Annotated in this window: 17 protein-coding genes and 1 pseudogene; 2 read left to right on the top strand and 16 right to left on the bottom strand. The window is 43.3% G+C overall.

The genetic code is table 11. The annotated features are described in order from the left end of the window. Positions 1-121: 121 nt before the first annotated feature. The 5 genes and pseudogenes from G633_RS0101075 to G633_RS0101055 form a co-directional block, all read right to left on the bottom strand. The gene (locus tag G633_RS0101075) at positions 122-844 is read right to left on the bottom strand and encodes an MIP/aquaporin family protein (RefSeq protein ID WP_022768782.1); all 723 of its coding nucleotides are present in this window, start codon (positions 842-844) and stop codon (positions 122-124) included. Positions 845-896: 52 nt separating this feature from the next. After that, positions 897-2,398, bottom strand: a pseudogene (gene glpK, locus G633_RS16960) (glycerol kinase GlpK). 66 nt (positions 2,399-2,464) lie between these two features. Then, positions 2,465-3,046 carry a glycerol-3-phosphate responsive antiterminator gene (locus tag G633_RS0101065; protein WP_026518848.1) on the bottom strand — a complete coding sequence of 194 codons (582 nt, stop codon included), beginning with the start codon at positions 3,044-3,046 and terminating at the stop codon, positions 2,465-2,467. Positions 3,047-3,474: 428 nt separating this feature from the next. After that, entirely contained in the window at positions 3,475-3,783 is a 309-nt protein-coding gene (locus tag G633_RS0101060; RefSeq protein ID WP_026518847.1) for a hypothetical protein, read from the bottom strand. Positions 3,784-3,855: 72 nt separating this feature from the next. Continuing rightward, positions 3,856-4,869: a hypothetical protein gene (locus tag G633_RS0101055; RefSeq protein WP_207638095.1), complete on the bottom strand. Its 1,014-nt coding sequence runs from the start codon at positions 4,867-4,869 to the stop codon at positions 3,856-3,858. A 234-nt stretch (positions 4,870-5,103) separates the two neighbouring features. Here G633_RS0101055 and G633_RS19855 point away from each other — a divergent pair, with 234 nt between their 5' ends. Further along, the gene (locus G633_RS19855; protein WP_022768789.1) at positions 5,104-5,274 is read left to right on the top strand and encodes a hypothetical protein; all 171 of its coding nucleotides are present in this window, start codon (positions 5,104-5,106) and stop codon (positions 5,272-5,274) included. On the opposite strand, the gene G633_RS0101045 is transcribed toward G633_RS19855, so the two are convergent. The 7 genes from G633_RS0101045 to G633_RS0101010 all read right to left on the bottom strand — a co-directional run bounded on the left by G633_RS0101045 (position 5,271) and on the right by G633_RS0101010 (position 13,532). Then, on the bottom strand, positions 5,271-6,461 hold the full coding sequence (locus G633_RS0101045) for a pectin acetylesterase-family hydrolase (RefSeq protein ID WP_026518845.1): 1,191 nt from the start codon (positions 6,459-6,461) through the stop codon (positions 5,271-5,273). The genes G633_RS19855 and G633_RS0101045 overlap by 4 nt on opposite strands. Next, complete coding sequence (locus G633_RS0101040; protein WP_155834898.1) at positions 6,458-7,099, bottom strand: DUF6320 domain-containing protein; 642 nt, start codon at positions 7,097-7,099, stop codon at positions 6,458-6,460. The genes G633_RS0101045 and G633_RS0101040 overlap by 4 nt, the downstream gene beginning before the upstream one ends. Before the next feature lie 24 nt (positions 7,100-7,123). Continuing rightward, positions 7,124-8,401: a hypothetical protein gene (locus G633_RS0101035; RefSeq protein WP_026518843.1), complete on the bottom strand. Its 1,278-nt coding sequence runs from the start codon at positions 8,399-8,401 to the stop codon at positions 7,124-7,126. A gap of 31 nt (positions 8,402-8,432) precedes the next feature. After that, positions 8,433-11,117: a right-handed parallel beta-helix repeat-containing protein gene (locus tag G633_RS16955; protein WP_081664657.1), complete on the bottom strand. Its 2,685-nt coding sequence runs from the start codon at positions 11,115-11,117 to the stop codon at positions 8,433-8,435. Between the two features lie 163 nt (positions 11,118-11,280). Then, on the bottom strand, positions 11,281-12,432 hold the full coding sequence (locus tag G633_RS0101020) for a GGDEF domain-containing protein (RefSeq protein WP_022768797.1): 1,152 nt from the start codon (positions 12,430-12,432) through the stop codon (positions 11,281-11,283). 34 nt (positions 12,433-12,466) lie between these two features. Next, entirely contained in the window at positions 12,467-12,739 is a 273-nt protein-coding gene (locus tag G633_RS0101015) for a hypothetical protein (RefSeq protein ID WP_022768799.1), read from the bottom strand. A 91-nt stretch (positions 12,740-12,830) separates the two neighbouring features. Next, complete coding sequence (locus G633_RS0101010; RefSeq protein ID WP_022768800.1) at positions 12,831-13,532, bottom strand: YggS family pyridoxal phosphate-dependent enzyme; 702 nt, start codon at positions 13,530-13,532, stop codon at positions 12,831-12,833. 76 nt (positions 13,533-13,608) lie between these two features. Here G633_RS0101010 and G633_RS0101005 point away from each other — a divergent pair, with 76 nt between their 5' ends. Continuing rightward, positions 13,609-14,490 (top strand): PilZ domain-containing protein, encoded by an 882-nt coding sequence (locus G633_RS0101005; protein WP_022768802.1) that lies wholly within the window; start codon positions 13,609-13,611, stop codon positions 14,488-14,490. A gap of 55 nt (positions 14,491-14,545) precedes the next feature. Here G633_RS0101005 and rho read toward each other — a convergent pair whose 3' ends face one another. The 4 genes from rho to abc-f form a co-directional block, all read right to left on the bottom strand. Further along, positions 14,546-15,967, bottom strand: a complete 1,422-nt coding sequence (rho, locus tag G633_RS0101000; protein WP_196804209.1) for a transcription termination factor Rho — start codon at positions 15,965-15,967, stop codon at positions 14,546-14,548. A 239-nt stretch (positions 15,968-16,206) separates the two neighbouring features. Then, the gene (locus G633_RS0100995; protein ID WP_022768804.1) at positions 16,207-17,556 is read right to left on the bottom strand and encodes a solute carrier family 23 protein; all 1,350 of its coding nucleotides are present in this window, start codon (positions 17,554-17,556) and stop codon (positions 16,207-16,209) included. 65 nt (positions 17,557-17,621) lie between these two features. Next, positions 17,622-18,254: a CPBP family intramembrane glutamic endopeptidase gene (locus G633_RS0100990; RefSeq protein ID WP_022768806.1), complete on the bottom strand. Its 633-nt coding sequence runs from the start codon at positions 18,252-18,254 to the stop codon at positions 17,622-17,624. Between the two features lie 76 nt (positions 18,255-18,330). Then, positions 18,331-20,307 carry a ribosomal protection-like ABC-F family protein gene (gene abc-f, locus G633_RS0100985; protein WP_026518840.1) on the bottom strand — a complete coding sequence of 659 codons (1,977 nt, stop codon included), beginning with the start codon at positions 20,305-20,307 and terminating at the stop codon, positions 18,331-18,333. Between the last annotated feature and the right edge of the window lie 11 nt (positions 20,308-20,318).

Below are 20,318 nucleotides of genomic sequence, written 5' to 3'. Positions count from 1 at the left end.
CAAACTGTGTTCCCCACAGTATATGTGCTCACTCTCGCCTCCCGTTCAATATAAAGTTAATTCTATGATACTACTATTTGGTCTTTGTTCAAGCACAAATCCTATTCGATTAGCATTTAAATCAGCCAAACATTCCAGCGCCTGCAAGAACGTTGTAAAGAAGAGATGCAACGATACCGCCGCAGATAGGAGCTACTGCAGGGATCCAGCCATAACCCCAGTTGCCGTTCTTCTTGCCGAAGTTAGGAGCAAGGAGCTGATAAGCAATACGAGGAGCTGTATCTCTTGCTGCGTTCATAGCGTATCCTGTAAGTCCACCGAAGGAAGCGCCGCATGCAACGATTACGCCGTATACGAGAACCCATACAGTGCGGTCTGAGCCAGCAGGGATCAGAGCCAGTGTGAATACAAGGATGAATGTAGCGCAGAACTCTGAAAGGAAGTTCAGAACCTGGTTAGGAATTGAAGGTGCTGTGCAGAAGCATCCGCGAACAACATCATCATTAGCTGTAGCCTTGATGTGATCTCCGTAGAGAACCATAAGGATAGCTGCGCCGCAGAAGCCGCCGAGCATCTGAGCAATAATCTGTCCTGCAACTGTTGACCAGTCACCGCTTCTGATAGCGATACCAATTGTAACTGCAGGGTTGAATGCTGAAGGGCATCCTGTGAAGTTGCTCATTGCAAATGCCGGAACCATAACTGCCATTCCCCATCCGATAAGGATGTGAACAGCTCCGCCGCCCTTAAATCCTGACTTCTCAAGTGATACGTTACAGCAAACGCCATCTCCGAGGAGTACCAGAATAAGTGTTCCGATAAACTCGCCTAAATAAATGCTCATAATAAATACCCCCTTTTATATGTGATTTTTTCCTCACTTAAGTTAATATGTATCAGCCCTTAGCCCATCCAAGAGTTGCTTTAACAGCCTGCTTCCAGCCTTTAAGCTTCTCAGCACGAGCCTCTTCTGTCATTGAAGGCTCAAACTCTCTGTCGATAGCCCAGTTCTTGATAACATCTTCCTTGCTTGACCAGAAGCCAACTGCAAGACCTGCCAGGTAAGATGCGCCCATAGCTGTTGTCTCAACACATACAGGACGATGTACAGGAGCATTGATAATATCTGACTGGAACTGCATAAGGAAGTTATTCTTGCAGGCACCACCGTCAACCTTAAGAGCTGCAAGCTTGATTCCTGAACCCTCTTCCATTGCTCCGAGAACGTCGTTGGTCTGAAGAGCAAGTGACTCAAGAGTTGCACGAATAATATGTTTCTTGTTAACACCACGTGTAAGTCCTGTGATAGCTCCACGTGCGTAAGGATCCCAATAAGGAGCACCAAGTCCTGTAAATGCAGGAACTACGTAGCATCCGTTTGTATCTGGAACCTGAGTTGCGAAGTACTCAGAATCAGGTGATGTATCAACGAGCTTAACCTCATCACGAAGCCACTGGATAGCTGCGCCTGCTACGAAGATTGAACCCTCGAGAGCGTACTCAACCTTTCCGTCGAGACCCCAAGCGATAGTAGTAAGAAGTCCGTTGTTAGGGAACTGAGGCTTTGTGCCGATGTTCATCAACATGAAGCATCCTGTTCCGTATGTGTTCTTAGCCATTCCTGACTCGAAGCAGGTCTGTCCGAACAGAGCTGCCTGCTGGTCACCTGCTACACCGGCGATCTTGATAGGTCCGCCGAAGAACTCAGGATCTGACTCACCATACTCTGTGCTGCTGGAAGGAAGTGCCTTTGGAAGCATGCTCATAGGAACTTCGAGCTGGTCGCAAAGTTCTTTATCCCAGTCAACAGTGTTGATGTTGAACATCATTGTTCTTGATGCGTTTGAGTAATCAGTAGCGTGTACTTTACCCTTTGTAAGTTTGAAGATAAGCCAGGAATCAACAGTACCGAAGCACAGCTCACCCTTTTCAGCCTTCTCACGAACACCTTCTACGTTGTTAAGGATCCAACGAAGCTTTGTTCCTGAGAAATAAGGATCGAATACAAGACCTGTCTTGTTGTAAGCTGCATTGTCGATTCCGGGATACTTTCCATAAGTTCCTGCTTCATATCAGCTGTTCTACGGCACTGCCATACGATAGCATGATATACAGGCTTACCTGTAGCTCTTTCCCAAACGATTGTTGTTTCACGCTGGTTTGTGATACCGATTGCTGCGATGTCTGTGTAGGTTGCCCCAACCTTAGCCATAGCCTCACGAGCAACTGAAAGCTGTGTCTGCCAGATTTCATTAGCATCATGCTCTACCCAACCGGGCTGAGGATAATACTGTGTGAATTCCTTCTGAGCAACAGAGCACATCTCACCCTTCTCGTTGAACAGGATACATCTGTTACTTGTTGTACCTGCATCCAGCGCCATAACGTACTTTGCCATTACTTAACCCTCCTTTTTCTTGTGAAAGAAATAATATTATTAAAGCCCCTTCGCTTTAACTTCTCTTTAAAGCTCCCACACATCATGATTGGTTGTGGAAATTGCAAGTGCCCCGGCATCCAGTGCGTTCATCACATCTTCCTTGTCCGCTATTAACCCCCCGGCTATAATCGGAACTCTGCTGACCTTGTTGATCCGCTTTATCATCTTCGGAAGAACTATGCCCGGTAAAAACTCGATAATATCAGGTTTTATTCCGGGGCTTCTTGCTTGCTTTTCTATGTTCTGCAGTGCCAGAGAATCCAGTATGAAGTATCTCAGCACTGTATTTAGCTCAAGTTCTCTTGCATGTTGGATGAGATTGCTCTTTGTGGTGATGATCCCATCTGCTTTTGTGTTGTTCTTAATAAAGTCAAGGCATACGTCCTTGGAGTTATTAAGTCCTGTTATCAGATCCACATGTACCATTGCAACCTTACCGGCTTTCTTGATCTTGTCGACTATGGTAGGTATGCTGCATATGTCTCCGTATAATACAAATATGATCTCTATGTCTTCTGTCAGAGCCACTTCAAGGCCGTCATCATCTTTAACTGCCGCGATGATAGGGTTGGACTCTATTTTGTTAATAAATTCTCGGTTTTTCATTTCTATTTTGATAAATAAAAAAAGAGCAAACAAAGTAAAATGAGGTTCCCCCTCATTTAACCCTTACTCTTTTCTCAAGGCTCTCTATAAATTTTAATGTACACCAGGATGTCTCGTTCATTCTGTCACCGTTTCAAACAATACCAAAAATCAAAACTCTTCGAATCGACTGTCGGTCAGTTCTTTACGACAAAATCATCATATCTCTTATTTGTGCAAATTGCAATAGCCCTATTTATACTTTTTTTATTTTTTGTACTATTTAACAAATATATTGTACAATTTTCGGCATAATACAATACAAAAAGTATAAATTATGCACAACACGCTTTAAAGCATTAAAGCATTTAGTTGACAAAATGCGCATAAGCGTCAATAATTGACACTATTGTCAGAAATATCGACAGGCAAAATAAAAACCTCAGGTATTAAACCTGAGGTCTGTCTGCTGATGTATTTGTGTTATCAACCATCATATTTATGGCTTCAACTGCCACTTCATAGAGCATAGCCATTTCCTTGGCTCCCTCGTCATCTTTTTCAGCGATCTTTCTATATTGATTTGTAAAATATACCTTAGCCTGCTCTATGGTTCCTCTGGGAATCGCATGACCGTTGGCATACATTGCACCTGTTTCAGTGTTGAACTTATTGGAAGTATACTTCGCTTTCTGTGCATCCCCCACTCCCATAGATTTCGCCAGTGAGTGTATCAGATCTTCTCTTTCCTGTGCCATAGTCTCCTCCTGATGGTCATCGTAATAATATCTAGGTTTATTATAGTATAACGAGCAGTATATTTAAATCTTTTATTCTCCTACAGCCTCATAAGCCGTATAAAACGTCTCTACATGATCAAACCTGTAATAGGCATCACCTTTAATGGAAGCTGCACTTCCCGGCTCAAGGCACACTTCATCGGTGTTCTGGGGAATCATCCACATGCAGTCCACAAGCTCTTTTCCATCAAAGAAAAGAACATAAGCATCCACTTTGACCTTTTTGTCAGACTTATTCTCCGCCGTAAGAATTGCAGAGTTGCCTTCTACCGCGGTATAGACTGCCACGTCTGTCGACATGTCTTTTTCATAAGGATCACGTTTTGATATAGAGAACTCAAAGGCATCGGGAATGCCTCCGCCAAGGTCCTTTTTGTCAAATCTTCCCTCGAAGACAAAGACACTTCCGTTCCTTACAACCTCCACGGTCTTCTCGGAGATTGCCATCTCATTTCCATCCTTGTCTCTGGCCGTAAAGATACACTCATATCTGCACAAATCTCCTGATTTGTTCTGCAAAACCAGGATCGGATTGGCATTGTGATCATCCTCCCTGAAATACTGGGCTACTATAAGGGTACCCACCGGAAGTCCGCCGTAGGATGGCATGTCATCATCAGATGGCGCGATGGAGATTATTCCTCCTTTATTCCTTTCAGCAGGAGCAATACTGTCAAGACTTTCAAATATCTCCGGAAGCTTTTCGGAAGATGCTAAAGCGCCGGCACTATTTGCCGCCTCTTCGCTGTGAGTCTTGGGAGTATTGGTGTAATAGGTCATCTCCTCGCCGGCAGAATCACTTACGTTTCCTTCTGCAAGAAGCGTATTCTCTTCCTTAATGATCCCCAGGCCTTTGGCAAGATTTGAATAATTGTTTATCATTATCTGCTGATAAAAATTTCTGCCGCCCTCATCCGGTGTCGGAAGATGCAGTCCAAAGGTGTTCAGATACATGACAATTGGAAGCAGAATTCCCGCAAAGGAAATCGCCAGGATCCTTACTATATCTATGGACTTTTCCTCAATGATCAGTCTTATGCCCATAATAAATGACACCAGTGACGGAATTATCCCCACCAGAAAAAACGAGCTGATAAGCCCAATAATTGAGGTTATAAGTGCAATTGTAGTTATATGCATGAAAGTCCCCTCAAGTTTCTGTGCATATTTTACAAAAGTAACTCAAATCTAAATGTCAATACTTGTATATAGAATATTTTATACTACAATATATGGTAGTTAAAGTGTTATGTAAAAGTATTGTGAGGAGGTAGAGATATGACAACAGCTGCGACATTGGAAGCGCTTGATCTTAGTGTCATCCGCAACATTCTTCGTTCGATGATTAATGAGCACTGGTCAGTTACAGAGGCTCTTGATGAATATGATATTCCTGAATCTCTTCGTGAGGAGTATGAAGCTCTTATCGAGAAGTGCTTTATTGATTAAGAGTTTTTAAGAAGGTCAAGTCCCACATCATAGACTTTTCCTTCAACTGCATCTTTAAGCCAGTCAGCCATAGAGATCCCGTTTTGAGTAAACAGCGTAAAATGAGGTTCTCTCACACTGCAATGTACAGTCCCGCCCATGGTAATGAGCGGGATTTTCCATTCATTCAAGAAAATCCCAAAATGAGGTGTTATCTCTTTTAACTGGCGAACCATCTCACAGAGCTGATCGTAATATTCCTTCTGCACATCAGCATCCGTCTCGTACTTCTTGTTTATTATGTCGTTATAATAAGCACTCAGAAGATAGTCATGAATTGAGCTCGAATACAAAAGAGTAAATCTATCGCCGTATTTGCTGTAGAGGTCCTTATACCATTCCAGAGTGATATTGTCCCCATGGATAGGCTTCCAGAAGCTCTCTTTTGCCTGCCATATATTTTTGGCCGTAGAGCGCCATTTCTTGTAAAGGAGCTGTCCACTGTCTGAAAAGAGTGTGATGTTTCTTGCGTTCGGATAATAGTTATCCACCACTTCTCCCGCAAGAGCAGGTACAGCAAAAGCACCGGCGGAATTGCCGGCTATAAGAAGGTGTGATGGCGCAGGAAAAAGCTCTTTTGCCACCTTCATGCTCTCAAGGAAATTCATATAGCCATGGAAATGGAGTATCTCATCGCTTCCGTCCTCTGCCTTATATGGGTAGTCGTGGTTACCGATGTGGAAGTCTCCCGTTGCATAGGTTATGACAACAAAGCTCCAGTCCCTGAAGGGATTGGCCTCGTTCTTAATATCGGTGATACCGACATTTATATTCATAAGCTGGGTAAAAGGCCTTAGATTGTTCCAGTAAAAGTTCGGCTGTCTTGCTGCCACTTTTCCGCCGGTAACAGGTCTTGCAGCGGTATATTCATTCCAGGCCACACCTCCACCCGAGAAAAAAACGCACAGCTTGTCAGGATCAGCCAGTTTTACATAGATGTAATACTCTGACCCATCCCCCGAAAGTCCTTTTTCAAGCGGTACTCTGTACCATGTCATCTTTTCGGGATCCTTTGGAAGATCCTCTGCCTTTCTTCCGGAATTCTCAATGGCTCTGCTTATGGAATTCTCTACAAAATCCCCGGCTCTGGAGGCAAATACAAGACCTCTTTTGATGTTGTTTTTATTAAGTCTGTTCTTGATGCTCATATATTAAACATCTTCTCCGATGCGTTCTTAAGATCTCTGAATCTGAAAATTATCAGGGCCGCGATGAGTATCATATAGGTGATAATACTTGCTACTGCCGGCCATGGGAAAGTATTCATGCCGTTTCTGATAAAAATGATCTGAACAAGTGCCATTACAAAATCAAGGACAATGTACAGGATATACTCGTCAAGACGAAGTTTAAGCACCCACGCAATGATGTTGGTTGCGATGGCAAGTCCTATCAGTGTCATTGGGATCATCCAATTGACACTCCAGCCATGGAAGCCGGTCTTTATATCGATATAGAGATCAACTACAATTGCGACGACAACCTCAAAAGTTATGACCTTGATAAGGTTATTTCTGAGGTACATGGTTGCAATGACATCAATCCAGGCAACAAAAAGCCCCAACATAACAGGGCCTATAAAAGAGAACTCTCCTTTTGTCATTATGTTGATAGCCCCAAAGATTATCTCCGATGCTATAAACAAAAAAGTACACATCTTAAGGAAAGTGATATTGCTGATCTTTCTCTTTTCAAGAATTGGGAATGATGGGTTGTCATCTCCCTCGACTTCCTTAAGTCTTCCCTGGCACAGAGGGCAGCATTCCTTTCTGCCTCTTATTTTCACATTACATTTCTGACAAATCTGCATTTACTCTTTTTCCTCGTACATATCGTAATCATTGGTTCCAAGCTCAATTTCAATTCCCTCCTCAGAGAGACATCTGAAGAAATTAAGCATGGTCTTATGAGTCTTGAAGGGCGAAACCTCGCCGAATACCATCTTGTCCTTGAAGGTGCATACACACACCTGCTGAGACGAAGCAGTCATAAAGGCGCTGAACCTGTCGATATAATCGGCAACTTCCGGAGGCATCTTGATCTGTCCAAGGTTAGACATTGATGTTGTAACACCTCTCTTGGCGGCTCTGTCGAATCTTCCGATGGTGAAGTCCTTGATCGGAAGCGGAACCATCTTGATTGCCAGGTTGTGCTCCAAAGAGGAGTAGGAATTCATGGTCTTTTCTATATTTTCAGTTGAGAGCTTCTCCTTAAAGTCCTTGGCAACAGGCTCTATTATGCTCTTAAGTTCACCATCATAATTCTTCGGATCATAGTCAATATTGATGACACCAAAGAAGTTTCTTGCTGTTCCGCTCTTATAGAACTGACGTAGGTTAACAGGTACGCTGACTACGATATGTCTTCTCATCTGATGTCTGTTCATGCCCTGTATTACGGCCTTTATGTACAGCGCGACACACAAAACGCCTACCGTTGACTCATACTTGTGGGCAAGATCAAGGAACTTGGACGCAGATACAGTGCCCTCAAGAAGGTGTGGCAAAAGATTGTCATCCACTTCTCCCGTTACCTGATAAGCCTTAACGGATCTCATCTCTCCCAGCTGCTTAAGACCTTTTTGCTTGGAGTAGTTGTCCGTGAAGGCATCCACATTCTTCTCTTCCACAGAAAAATCATCGGAGGGTTTAATATCCTCGCTGAGGTTGTGCTTTATCTGGAGGTACCTTGTAACAAGGTTTTTGAAAAACATGAAAGCTCCGGTACCGTCTGCCAGTACGTGGAACATCTCAAGATTTATCCTCTTGTTAAAGTAGTTGACCCTATATAAAAGATTCTTTTTACCGGGAATGTAAAGAGGAAGGCAGGCAGGAGTATGTTCCTGTTCCACCTTGGCCATCAAATTGCTGTCCTCGAGATAATACCAGAAAATCCCCCTGTGAAGAACACAGTTAAAGAACGGGAATTCCTCTATCGTATCATCCAGCGCCTGCTGAAGGATTTCGGGATTAACCTCCTCCTTCAGCTCGCATGTAAGTCTGAATACTCTGGTATTGGCTCCCTTTGCAGTTGAAGGTACAATCTTCGCAGCATTGTCGAGCTTATACCAGTTTGCTCTTCTCTCCATAAACGTTAATTACCTTTTTTCTTTATTCTGATCAGAGTTTTTCAAGTCTCTCTGTGACTATATCCATATTGCCCTTGCTCATCCTGTAGATAACATCCTCCAGGGATATGAACTTCTTGTTCCTGATGAACTTCAAGTACTTAGGGGTAAAGCGCATCTTGATACCTTTACTCTCAATTCCGGAGTTGACCTTATCCTGAATTGTAGCACAGGTATCTGCAGGGTCATGGGCCATGCTCTTATTCAGGATGCAAAGGAGCGTTCCGGCTGTGCGAACAAAGCCTTCACAGTTAGGGTCATCCGATACATCGATGGACTGCAGAGCACCCACAGACCACTTCTTTAAAGTATGATAAATTCCGTACTCACAGTCAAGCTCTACCAGCTTATCATTTACGCCGTCGTACAGCCAGACTTCATTGCCCTTAACAAACATATCTCTTACCTGGAACAGGCTTCCTTCGAAGGGAAAAGAGATCCCGGCGCCATCGCACCCTGTGAGCATAATGTTGGAATTGATCTCCTCGACAAAGGACTCGGGTTCAGGAATGTCTTCTCTCTCCGTTTCTGTCTCAGGCACTTCTTCAGAAACTGCAGGCTCTACATCTTCCCTCAGCTCCTCATCCTCTCTGACATCTTCAAATTCATCTTTTTTGCCTTCGATCCTGGGTCTTTCGGCATGTTTGATCCTGTATGGTCCAAAGCCTGATGTCTGAACGGTAAACCTGTCGGTATTGCACTCCTCAAAAGGTCCTGCAACAGGGAATCTTCCGCGCTTTCTTCCGAAGTAGTCCATATCAAACATAATGGCACTGCCATCGGGATTTTCAAATCTCTGCTCAGGCTCAAAAGCTATTCCAAGAGCCTCGGTGTTCATTGGCATAGTAAAGGATCTTGGCAGATACTCGTAGAGGTTTGTGTGAAGAGTATATCTTCCATCCTCCTCATCAAGGTATAAGCTGATCTTGTGATCCTTATCAACGTGGGCAGCAAGCTCGCCATCGCAGGGTCTTGCACCGTTGTAGTAGGCATTGCCTCCGGTATATACCGGCAGATATGAATAGTAGATATCATTTCCTACTTCCCAGGCCGGTATCTTAGTGAATTTGGCAAAATACTCTGATGCCGTCGGGAACTTATTGTACGGGCAGGTTCCGCAGATAAAGTTGTGCTGGTCCATGGTATCGCTGTTTTCTGAAATGCAGAAATCCAAAAGATCCTGCCTGACCTTCTGCTGAATAAAGATATTGTTGTAGAACCTTGCATCTCCGTGCTGGATTGTCATAAATCCTGCAATCTTTGTGGAGTGAGGAACATGGTAAGGCGTAAACCTTGATGTGGTCATCTTTCTGGTTCCATCATCAGTTCCCTGTCCAACATAAGAAAATGATCCGGCGATCAGGTTGTGTATAAACGCAAGGCCCTGTGTGCTCAGTCTGCAGGAAATCTGTGACAGAAGCAGGTTATGATCTATAAGTGTAGGGCCGTGTGAAACCTCAACAAAAATATCCTCGCCAAGTGAGAGGCTGTTATCAATGATAGCACCCTCCGGAGGAACATTGTCATGCATAAAGTTCTGAGTGACCCTTGTGCCCTGAGCCTGCCAGTCAAGCCAGAGTCCTCTGGTACAATGGTCAATGTGGTTGCGCCTTATTATGGTGTCAATGGCTGCATGAAGCTTGATACCACCTATCTCAGCACCTGCGAGATTATGCTTATTGTTAATATGATGGATATGGTTGTCCTCAATGATACTGAAAACACCGCCAAGATGTCCTACAATACCTGTCTGACCACAGTCATGGATATCGCAGCGTCTAACGATATGCGAGCCGACACTCTCTTTATCCCATCCTTCATTTACAGCCTGACATATGCAATCTCTCTCAGTCTGGCTTCCGATCTTTACAAAGGTAGTGGACCACTTGTTGTTATTGCCTCTCTGGAAGTACTTGCCAAGAGATATTCCGCTGCACTTTGATTCATAGATCTCGCAGTCCTCGATGATCCATCCCTTGGACCAGTGAGGACCTACCATACCTTCCTGGTAAGCAGTCGGCGGAGCCCACTGGGTGGCAGCACATCTTACGGTAAATCCGCATAGTGTTATATAGTTTATACCTGTCTTTTCCGGATAGAAGCATGCCTTCCTGACAGAGAGCTCTACATTTTCTTCATTCGGGTCTTTTCCCTGGAAGTTAGCGTAGATTACGGTATTACCGTCCTCCTGGGCTGTAAACCATACATAAGTTGAAAAATCGGGATCCCAGGACCTCTTATCCTTATGTGGATGCATGCAAAGAGAGAGGTCAAAGACCTCGTACATAGACTTTCCGTCTAAATATATATCGCCTGTGTGTGGATTGTGTTCAAAAGGGAAGAACCAGTCCCCTCTGACTTCATCGATATAGGGATTGTAATCCCCAAAGAAGCTGTTTGGAATCCTGACACGCCATACATTCTCAAAGCTCTCCCACCCCGAAAGGCGCTCAGCGCCGGTGATGATTGCTTCCCCACGTGACGTGCTGATATATTGTATCCTGTCCTTCTCAGTTCCTGAGTTTACAGGTTTTACCCATTCTCTGTATATACCGGGAGCCACAAATACAGTATCTCCCGCTTTAGCTGCCTGAGCGGCCTCCTGTATTGTTTTGAAAGGATGATCAATGGAACCGTCACCGCTTCTAAGTACACTGCCGGATACATAAATCTGCATACCTATGCCCCTCCAATCTGATATACTATTATAAGTATATCACGTTTTAACATAACCATCTAAGGAGAAGACCTATGGGACGCATGAAATTCATCTATGCCATTTCAATACTTGCAGCATTTATTCTTACAGGAGTCATAATAAGTCTGATAAGCTCTTTATTTTAAGCATTGTTCATCTTTTTGTTCTGATACAGATCAGAATCAGCCCTGGCAATAAAGGCCTGGAGTGAAACAGGAGCCTTGTAGTCATACTGTGCTATTCCTATGCTTACGCTTACATCATAGGGTGCTCCTTCAATATCAGATAATCTTCTGATATTGTTTTTTATCTGCTCCGCAAGATATGTAGCTTCTGCCCTATAAGCCATCTCAGCCACGATCACAAATTCATCTCCGCCGTATCTGGACACAAACATTCTTCCTCTCGGGCCCTGACAGGCGTCCTTAATAGCACTTGCAACTCTGATGAGTGCTCTGTCACCCTCAGTGTGTCCAAAGGCGTCATTTATTGTTCTAAGCTTATCCACATCAACCATGAGAAGGAACAGACTCATTCCGCTCTCTTCATTTCTCATTTTCTTAATCAGGAATTTATACATCTGATTTCTGTTATTGGTCTGAGTCAGCGGATCAATGGAAATCATATTGTCCTGGATAGTTGTATATACATAAAGCACTGCAACTACCGCTCCATAGCAAAGGAAGGGCACTCTCCAGAAACTAGCCTGAAGGATTCCACATACAATAGGAGCAAATGGGAAGATACCTATCATCAGATAGATTCCTCTCTCGGCGTACTTATCCTTATTGGCAAATCTGGAAAAAGCTTTTATGGATGATGCGATCATATATCCAAAAGGAATGATGACCAGAATCACATAAAATCTTCCGTTTACCAGTGTTCCACTGTCATCGACATAATAAAGAAGCCCTGTCCAAAATGCTGTTATGCAGAGAACTGCAGATATGATAACAGGTATAAAGACAAGACGCCTCTTTTTCCTGTCCTCTACAATACCGTCTCCCTGAAGCGACTCGGAGACAATAAACCAGTTGTAAGTTACCATCGTTATTAAAATGTAAGTGAAAACATTGGACAAATATGTCAGTGTTATCGAATATTTTATGACCCGTCCATCAACCAGCACCCAGAATATCTCCGCTAAAAAGTAAAGCATCAGTATTCCGATAAGTCTGGCTATATAGATAGAAGATGCCTGTTTATTAACTGCTTTTACGATCTTATAGTAGATCAGAGCAAGAATGAAAAAACAGGCAAGATGTGCTTCTATATAATAAAAAACGTAATCCAAAATTTATGCCTCCAGAAAAGACGTAGTAGTATTATCAGGCTCCACCGGCAATTGCCTTAAGAGCTTCAAATTCAGAGTCGTATACTCCGCCCATAGCCTCAACTTCTTCCCATGTATACCATGAGCCCGAGAGCTGGACGCCCCTGATTGATATGTCGGTTGCTATAACCATAAACGGCTTATGATTCACAACAATATAACAGGTCCTGTTTAGTCCAAAAGGAGTGACAAAAACATGCCCTGTATCTATCAGATGATTCAATTGATCAATTGATAATGCCTTAGATAAAGGAACTGTTCTGAGCATAGATGCCTTCCTGATTAACTGCAAATAAAAAGCCAAAACGTATACAAATTTATTATACTATCTGGCTTTTTTAGTGTAAATTCGTTTATATTTATTTAATAATATGTGTATAGTCCCTCTCTCCGAAAATTCCTGTTCCAACCCTGACAAATGTGGCTCCTTCCTCGATTGCCACCTGGTAATCTCCTGTCATTCCCATTGAGAGAGTATCCATTTTTACACCCGGGATATTCATTTCGTTAATTCTGTCTTTTAACTCTCTAAGGCCCTTAAAATATACTCTGTTACTCTCAGCATCCTCAGTGTATGGTGCTATTGTCATAAGGCCTCTTATGTTAAGGTGAGGGTACTGTGAAATCTCTTTTACAAAATCAGGCACTTCCTCTGCAGATAAACCGAACTTGCTCTCCTCCTGCGCCATGTTTACTTCGATCAGAACATCAATTACCTCATCAGTCTTTGCAAACTGCTTCTCTATCTCGGCAGCCAGCTTAACATTGTCAACCGAGTGGATCATGCACACTCTGCCGGGAAGATATTTTACCTTGTTGGCCTGAAGATGGCCTATCATATGCCAGGAAAGCGGCTCTTTTATCTCCTCTGTCTTGTCCTTGATCTCCTGGACCTTATTCTCGCCAAAAACTGTAATACCACAGTCCATTGCCTGTCTTATGTCACTTACGGGCTTGGTCTTACTTACAGCGATCAGTGTCACTTCACTCCTGTCTCTGCCGGCTTTCTCGCAGGCAGATACTATATTTTTCTCGACTAATTCAAGATTCTCTTTGATCATAATCGCTCCTGATGCTAGATTTTTTACTCTGTTCAGTATATCATAATCTTAGATTCATGTAATGGGGGTTGTTCCAATGAAAGTCAGTGAAATTTCCAACGGTTCAGAAGTAAAGATCCACGCAGCCATCAACGGGCACAGCATAGTTCTTATGACTGAGGCTATTTTTGGCGTGGCTGCAGGACTTTTGGTTAAGCCCATGGAATACTTTGGAAAATACATGCAGTTTTTGGAGCCATCAAGCGTAGAGATCAGGAATAAGCGCGACGGACGTGTTTACAAATTCATGTCCACCACCATTACTCCTGTAAAGACCAGATATGGTAACTTCCATCTCATAAAGAGTTCTTCCAAATTAGAGCCTGAGAACTCCAGAAAAGCTGAGAGATTCTATATTGATAAGCTGGGTCTTATCTCAATTAACGGCAACAATATGGATCTGAAGAACTGCATTGTACACGATATCTCAATGCGAGGAATTTCTATTCTTGTTGATGATTCAACCATTCTTAAGATTGGTGACAATATAGATGTAATGTTCAGATACGGTGATACTCTCCACAACTATGAAATCTCCACCAAGGTAGTAAGGAACTTCGAGATTGGAGGCAAAAGAGCTGTCGGCTGCAGCATTTCAAATCTGAATGTGGATCTTATTGGTCTTTTGGTGTCCAAGAAGAGTGAAGGTCATCCTGTACTTGATAATGTACCCGAGACCAACCTCAATCCTGAGATTTCCGAGAAACAGCAGATCAAGGAAGTTGACGAGGATATTGCAAAAGAGCTTATCCCGGAGAGACCAAAAACTCTCACAATATCATCCGGTGGCACAAATCCCTTTGATCCAAAGAATCTTGAACACATAACCGACAAGACGCTGCGCCAGGCCAAACAGGAAGAGAGGCTGGCCAAACAGGCCAAGGATATTGAAAATCTGTTAGACCTTAGAGACATCTAAACACATAAATAATAAAAGCCCTGAGTCGTATGACCCGGGGCTTATTTGTTTGCTATCAGAATCTCATCTGCTTCTCAACCATTCTTACAAACTCAACATTGTTGCGAGTCTTGGAGAAGAGGTTGATGCACTGATCTACTGCCTCATCAGCCTTCATGCTGTTAAAGCCTTTTCTAAGGCTGTTGATAGCTGTGAGCTCTTCCTGTGTAAGAAGAAGATCCTCTCTTCTTGTACTGGACTTAGGAATATTGATGGCAGGGAAGATTCTCTTTTCCTGAAGCTTTCTGTCGAGAACCATTTCCATGTTACCTGTACCCTTGAACTCCTCGTAGATAACGTCGTCCATCTTGGAACCTGTCTCAATAAGAGCTGTTGCAAGGATTGTAAGGCTTCCGCCCTCTCTCATGTTTCTGGCTGCACCAAAGAATCTCTTAGGCATATGAAGAGCTGCCGGATCAAGACCACCGGAAAGAGTTCTTCCTGAAGGTGGAACTACGATGTTATAAGCTCTTGTAAGTCTTGTGATGGAATCAAGAAGGATAACCACATCCTTGCCGTGCTCAACAAGTCTCTTGGCTCTCTCCATAACCATCTCAGCAACTCTCTTGTGGTGCTCGGGAAGCTCATCGAAGGTTGAATAGATAACCTCTGCATTAGGTCCCTCGATAGACTCCTTGATATCTGTAACTTCCTCAGGTCTCTCATCGATAAGAAGGATGATGAGATGAATATCTCTGCTGCTCTTTAAGATTGACTTGGCAACATCCTTAAGAAGTGTTGTCTTACCTGCCTTAGGGGGTGATACGATCATACCTCTCTGTCCCTTACCGATTGGGCTGATAAGATCCATAATTCTCATGGCTACGCTGCATCCGGGCTGCTCAAGAGGAATCTTGACATTGGGGAATATAGGAGTCATCTTCTCAAAATCCCATCTGCCCATAGCAACTTCAGGTTTGTATCCGTTTACTGTATCAAGACGAAGAAGAGCTGCGAACTTATCGTTCTCTTTCTTGGCTCTGCAAATACCCTTTAAGATATCTCCCGTCTTAAGATTAAATTTCCTTATAAGGCTTGGCGCAACATAAACGTCGTTCTCACCCGGAAGGTAATTCTCGCATCTGATGAATCCATATCCATCCTGCATTACCTCGAGGATTCCATCTGCACTGTCGCCATCTTCAACCTCCTGAGGCTGCTGCTCTTCTTCCTTGGCAGGCTCCTCAGCAGATGTATTTGTTTTGTTAGTTGTTACAACTACCTTTTTCTTGTGAACAGGTGCCTTCTCTTTAGGCTGTTCATTTTCAGTCTTCTCAGCCTTCTTGGCAGGAGCTGCCTTAGCTGCTTCCTTCTCATCAAGTTCGCACATAAGATCAATTATCTCAGACTTCTTCATTCCGGATGCGCCCTTGATTCCACGCTTCTTCGCAATATCACGAAGATCACCGAGTTTTAATGTCTCATATTTTTCTCTCAAAATAACTCCATTTCTGCGCTATATGCGCCTATTATTACATATATCTTGTCATTACAATTACTAGTCACTGGGATTTGTAAACGACTGCATCAAAATGCGTTTGTTTAAAGAATTGCTAATAAATCTGAAATTCATAAGATAAAATACATCATCTCGAGGAAAAAATCAACACCTTTTATGAAAAAATAATAAAAGGCCCGCTGCTACACACAGCGGGCCTATAAAAAACTAAATTCGAATTACTGGAAATTTGTTACCAGAGCTGCAATTCTGAGAACAAACAAAACAAATACGCACCACATAACAGGGCTAACGTCCTTAGCTTTCTTAGTGCAAACCTTAAGGATTACCCATGCAATAACTGCGAACATGATACCTGTAGCGATTGAGTATGCAAGAGGCATCATAACGATTGCAAGGTAAGCACCTACTGAATCAGCGATGTCGCCGTCAAATTTGATCTTAGCAGCACTCATGAGCATGAGCATTCCTACATAGATAAGTGCAGGAGCTGTAGCAAATGAAGGGATTGCAAGGAAGATAGGGCTAAGTACAAGTGATACAAGGAAGAGTACACCTGTTGTAAGAGCTGTAAGACCTGTTCTTCCGCCTGCTGCTACACCGGCACTTGACTCAACAAAGCTTGTGATTGTTGATGTACCAAGGAGTGAACCTGCTGTTGTACCAACAGCATCTGCAAGGAATACCTTACCAACTCTTGGAAGGTTTCCGTCCTTGTCAAGGAGTCCTGCCTTATCAGCAACACCTACTACTGTTCCTACTGTATCAAAGAGGTCAACATAGAGGAAGCTGAATGTGATTGCCAGGAACTGAATAAGATGGCTTGCTGCCCATCCGAAGTTAAGCTTAAATGCTGTATCCTTGATTGCTCCAAGCTGAAGGCCGTTTGAGAAATCAGGGAATACATTAGCGCCTGTGTAGATACCGGCTGCCTGAAGGATCATGCCTACGATCCAGATAGCGATGATTCCGATAAGAACACCACCGGTTATGTTGTAGTGAACCAGAATTGCAATAACAATAAGTCCGATAAGTGCAAGGACCATATCAAGGTCTGAGAAGCTTCCGAGGCCTACTACTGTTGCATCGTTAGCAACGATGATACGGGCATTCTGCATTCCGATAAAAGCAATGAACAGACCGATTCCGGCTGAAATACCATATTTAAGGTTCTGTGGAATACTGTTGATGATCTGCTCACGGAACTTGAAGAATGAAAGTACAATAAAGAGAATACCTTCTACAAATACCGCTGTAAGAGCGATTCTGAAAGGATCTTCCTCAGCTGCAAGTTCTCCAAGACATACTGTATATGCGAAATACGCATTCAGTCCAAGTCCTGCAGAAAGACCGATAGGGTAATTGGCAAGAAATGCCATAATGAATGTAGCAATTGCAGACGCAAGGGCTGTTGCTACAAAGACACCGTTAGCATTCATAACTGTTCCCAAAATGTTAGGGTTAACAGCAAGAATGTAGGCCATGGTCAGGAACGTGGTAGCACCGGCAATGATCTCCTTTTTGACGGTAGTATCATGCTCCTTTAGTTTGAATAACTTCTCCAACATACGTTTCTCCTCTTTTCTCCTCTTGTGAAAGTTATTAGGGGCTTATTTTTACATAAATTGCAAGGTTATCTGTTAAATATCCTGGCAATAGTGTAAACAACTGAATATATGTTGTCATAGAACTCAAAAAGGACATGTGCCATCAGGGAAATATAGATATTCCTTGTAGCGACATATGCTATGGTAACAGGCAGCGCCATAAGTACCCACTCTGCTATCCCCAAAAGTCCGTGGGCACGTGTCAGTGCACACAGTAGCAGAGAAAGAACCGTAAAGGCGAATACCTTTTTCTTGCTTCCAAACTTGATAAGAGCCTTTCTGAAAAAGAGCTCTTCAGCAACGGGCTTAAGTACGATCATCATGATGGCATACATCAGTGTCGGCAAAAGCTCATTGTGATAGATTATCTGGACCACACCGGGCTTGGCTGTAGGAAACAGCTCCGGTACGACGTCAGTCTTAAGATAATCAGCAATGTAGAGGCCGATAAATGTAAGCACAACAGGAATCCAGAAAGTGATTATCCTGCCGAAATTCTTATGTAATTTTCTAAATGAAAACTGCTTATAAAAATAATAAAAATAATAAAGAATACCCAGGTAGAATACAAAGAACAGGTACAGCGTCTGCTTGGGCAAGAATGCAGTGGAAACAATGAGCAGCAGCTCCCATAACAATGGAATATATAACTGATTCAACGCTATCTCCTTAGTTTAAACCAAATCAAATTTATTATATATTCGCTGGGATATGAGGTCAATCGGAAATTGTGCATCAGAGAGAGAGCTCTTCCCATTCATCGTAGAGTCTTTGAAGGTTTTGTTGTAAATCGCTCTGCTCATCCGAGAGTTTACGGAGCCTTCCCAGATCTGTTCCAATTGAAGGATCCGATAAAAGCTCAGTGATCTCGGCATCTCTTGCCTCCAGCTTTTCTATTTCCTCTTCACACTTTTTAAGAGCAGCTTCCTGCTTTCTCTTTCTGGCCTGAGCCTCCTTCTGGGCTTTCCAGTCGTCAGCTCCCGATGATAGCTTTGCTTCATCTGTGCTTTCAGCCTCGCTTGCTGCAGCAGAGTCTTCATACTTATAAGCGCTGTCTGCAAATCCCGGTCCGGAAAGGTTCTTTTCACCAAAGAGTCTCTCCATACGCTCATCTACATGCTCAAGGTAATAGTCGTAATTTCCTATGTATCCCACCAGTTTTCCTCTGGTGAGGTCCAAAATCCTGGTGGCTGTCTTGTTGATAAAATATCTGTCGTGGCTTACATACAAAACAGTACCCTCGTAGCCGGAAATAGCCGACTCCAGGATCTCTTTGCTGGTGATGTCAAGGTGGTTTGTAGGCTCATCCAGGATAAGGAAGTTGGCATCAGAGAGCATGAGCTTAGCAAGACTCACTCTTCCCTTCTCGCCGCCGGATAAATCTCCGATTCTCTTAAACACATCATCTCCTGTAAAAAGAAATGCAGCCAGAGTGTTCCTTATCTGAGTATTGTTAAGTGTCGGATAAGCGTCTGATATTTCTTCAAAAAGAGTCTTCTCATCATGAAGTACATGGTGCTCCTGGTCGTAGTAGCCCACGTGAACCTTGACGCCGTAGGTAATCTTGCCGGCATCAATGGGTTCTGCCTGATTTATCATCTTAAGCAGTGTTGTCTTACCGGTTCCGTTGTCGCCGATGATTGCCACATGCTCACCCTTCTTGATCTCAAAATCCAGTCCTTCAAATAGCTTCTCGTTACCAAAGGACTTAGAGAGCCCTTCTACAGTAAGGACATCTCCTCCGCTCTCGCAATTGGGCTTTAGCGTGATCTTCATGCTGTCGTTAACGTCCACAGGTTTGTCGAGGACTTCGATCTTATCCAGCATCTTTTCCCTGCTCTCAGCTCTTTTTATGGATTTCTCCCTGTTAAAGGACTTAAGCTTGGCAATAACTTCTTCCTGATGCTTAATCTCCGCCTGCTGTTTGATGTAGGCGTTCCATTCGATAGCTCTTTTCTGCTCTTTCTTGATGGCATAATCGGAGTAGTTTCCCGTAAATGAGGAAACTCTGCAATTCTCCACTTCTATCACCTTATCTGCTATCTTATCAAGGAAATATCTGTCATGGGATACGATGATGACCGCTCCCTTATAGTTGAGCAAATAGTTTTCAAGCCATCTGATTGAATTCATATCCAGATGGTTGGTGGGCTCATCCAGGATAATGAGATCGGGATTTTGTAAAAGAAGCTTACCCAGAGCCACTCTCGTCTTCTGACCTCCGGAGAGAGTGCTTATCTTTTTATCAAACTCCTCCTCCAAAAAGCCAAGACCTCTTGCAACGCCTGTGACTTCACTCTTCCAGGCATAGCCTGACTTTCTCTGGAACTCCTCATTCATCTTGGTGTATCTGTCAAGAAGCGCAGTAAGCTCATCACCTTCAAGGTGCTTCATCTGCTCCTCAGCGTTTCTGATGCTATCCTCAAGCTCCCAAACCTCTCTCTTTACCTCTTTGAATTCCTCATAGATGGTATTTTCCGTGTCGATGTTCTGATTTTGGGCAAGGTAACCGACGGTCACGTCCTTTGCAAAAGTAACGTCACCGTCATCGGGAGACAGCTCCCCAAGTATAAGCTTAAGAAGGGTTGTCTTGCCGGCTCCGTTAATACCGACAATGGCAACCTTCTCATTGTTTTCCACATGAAAAGAGGCATCCCTAAGGATGTCCTTTCCATCAAAGCTCTTATATAATCCGTGTACCGAAAGAATCATCTTAAAACTCC

It is taken from the genome of Butyrivibrio sp. FCS006 (assembly GCF_000424525.1).
GTDB lineage: Bacteria > Bacillota > Clostridia > Lachnospirales > Lachnospiraceae > Butyrivibrio.
This window is presented reverse-complemented; position numbering and strand designations above follow the sequence as displayed.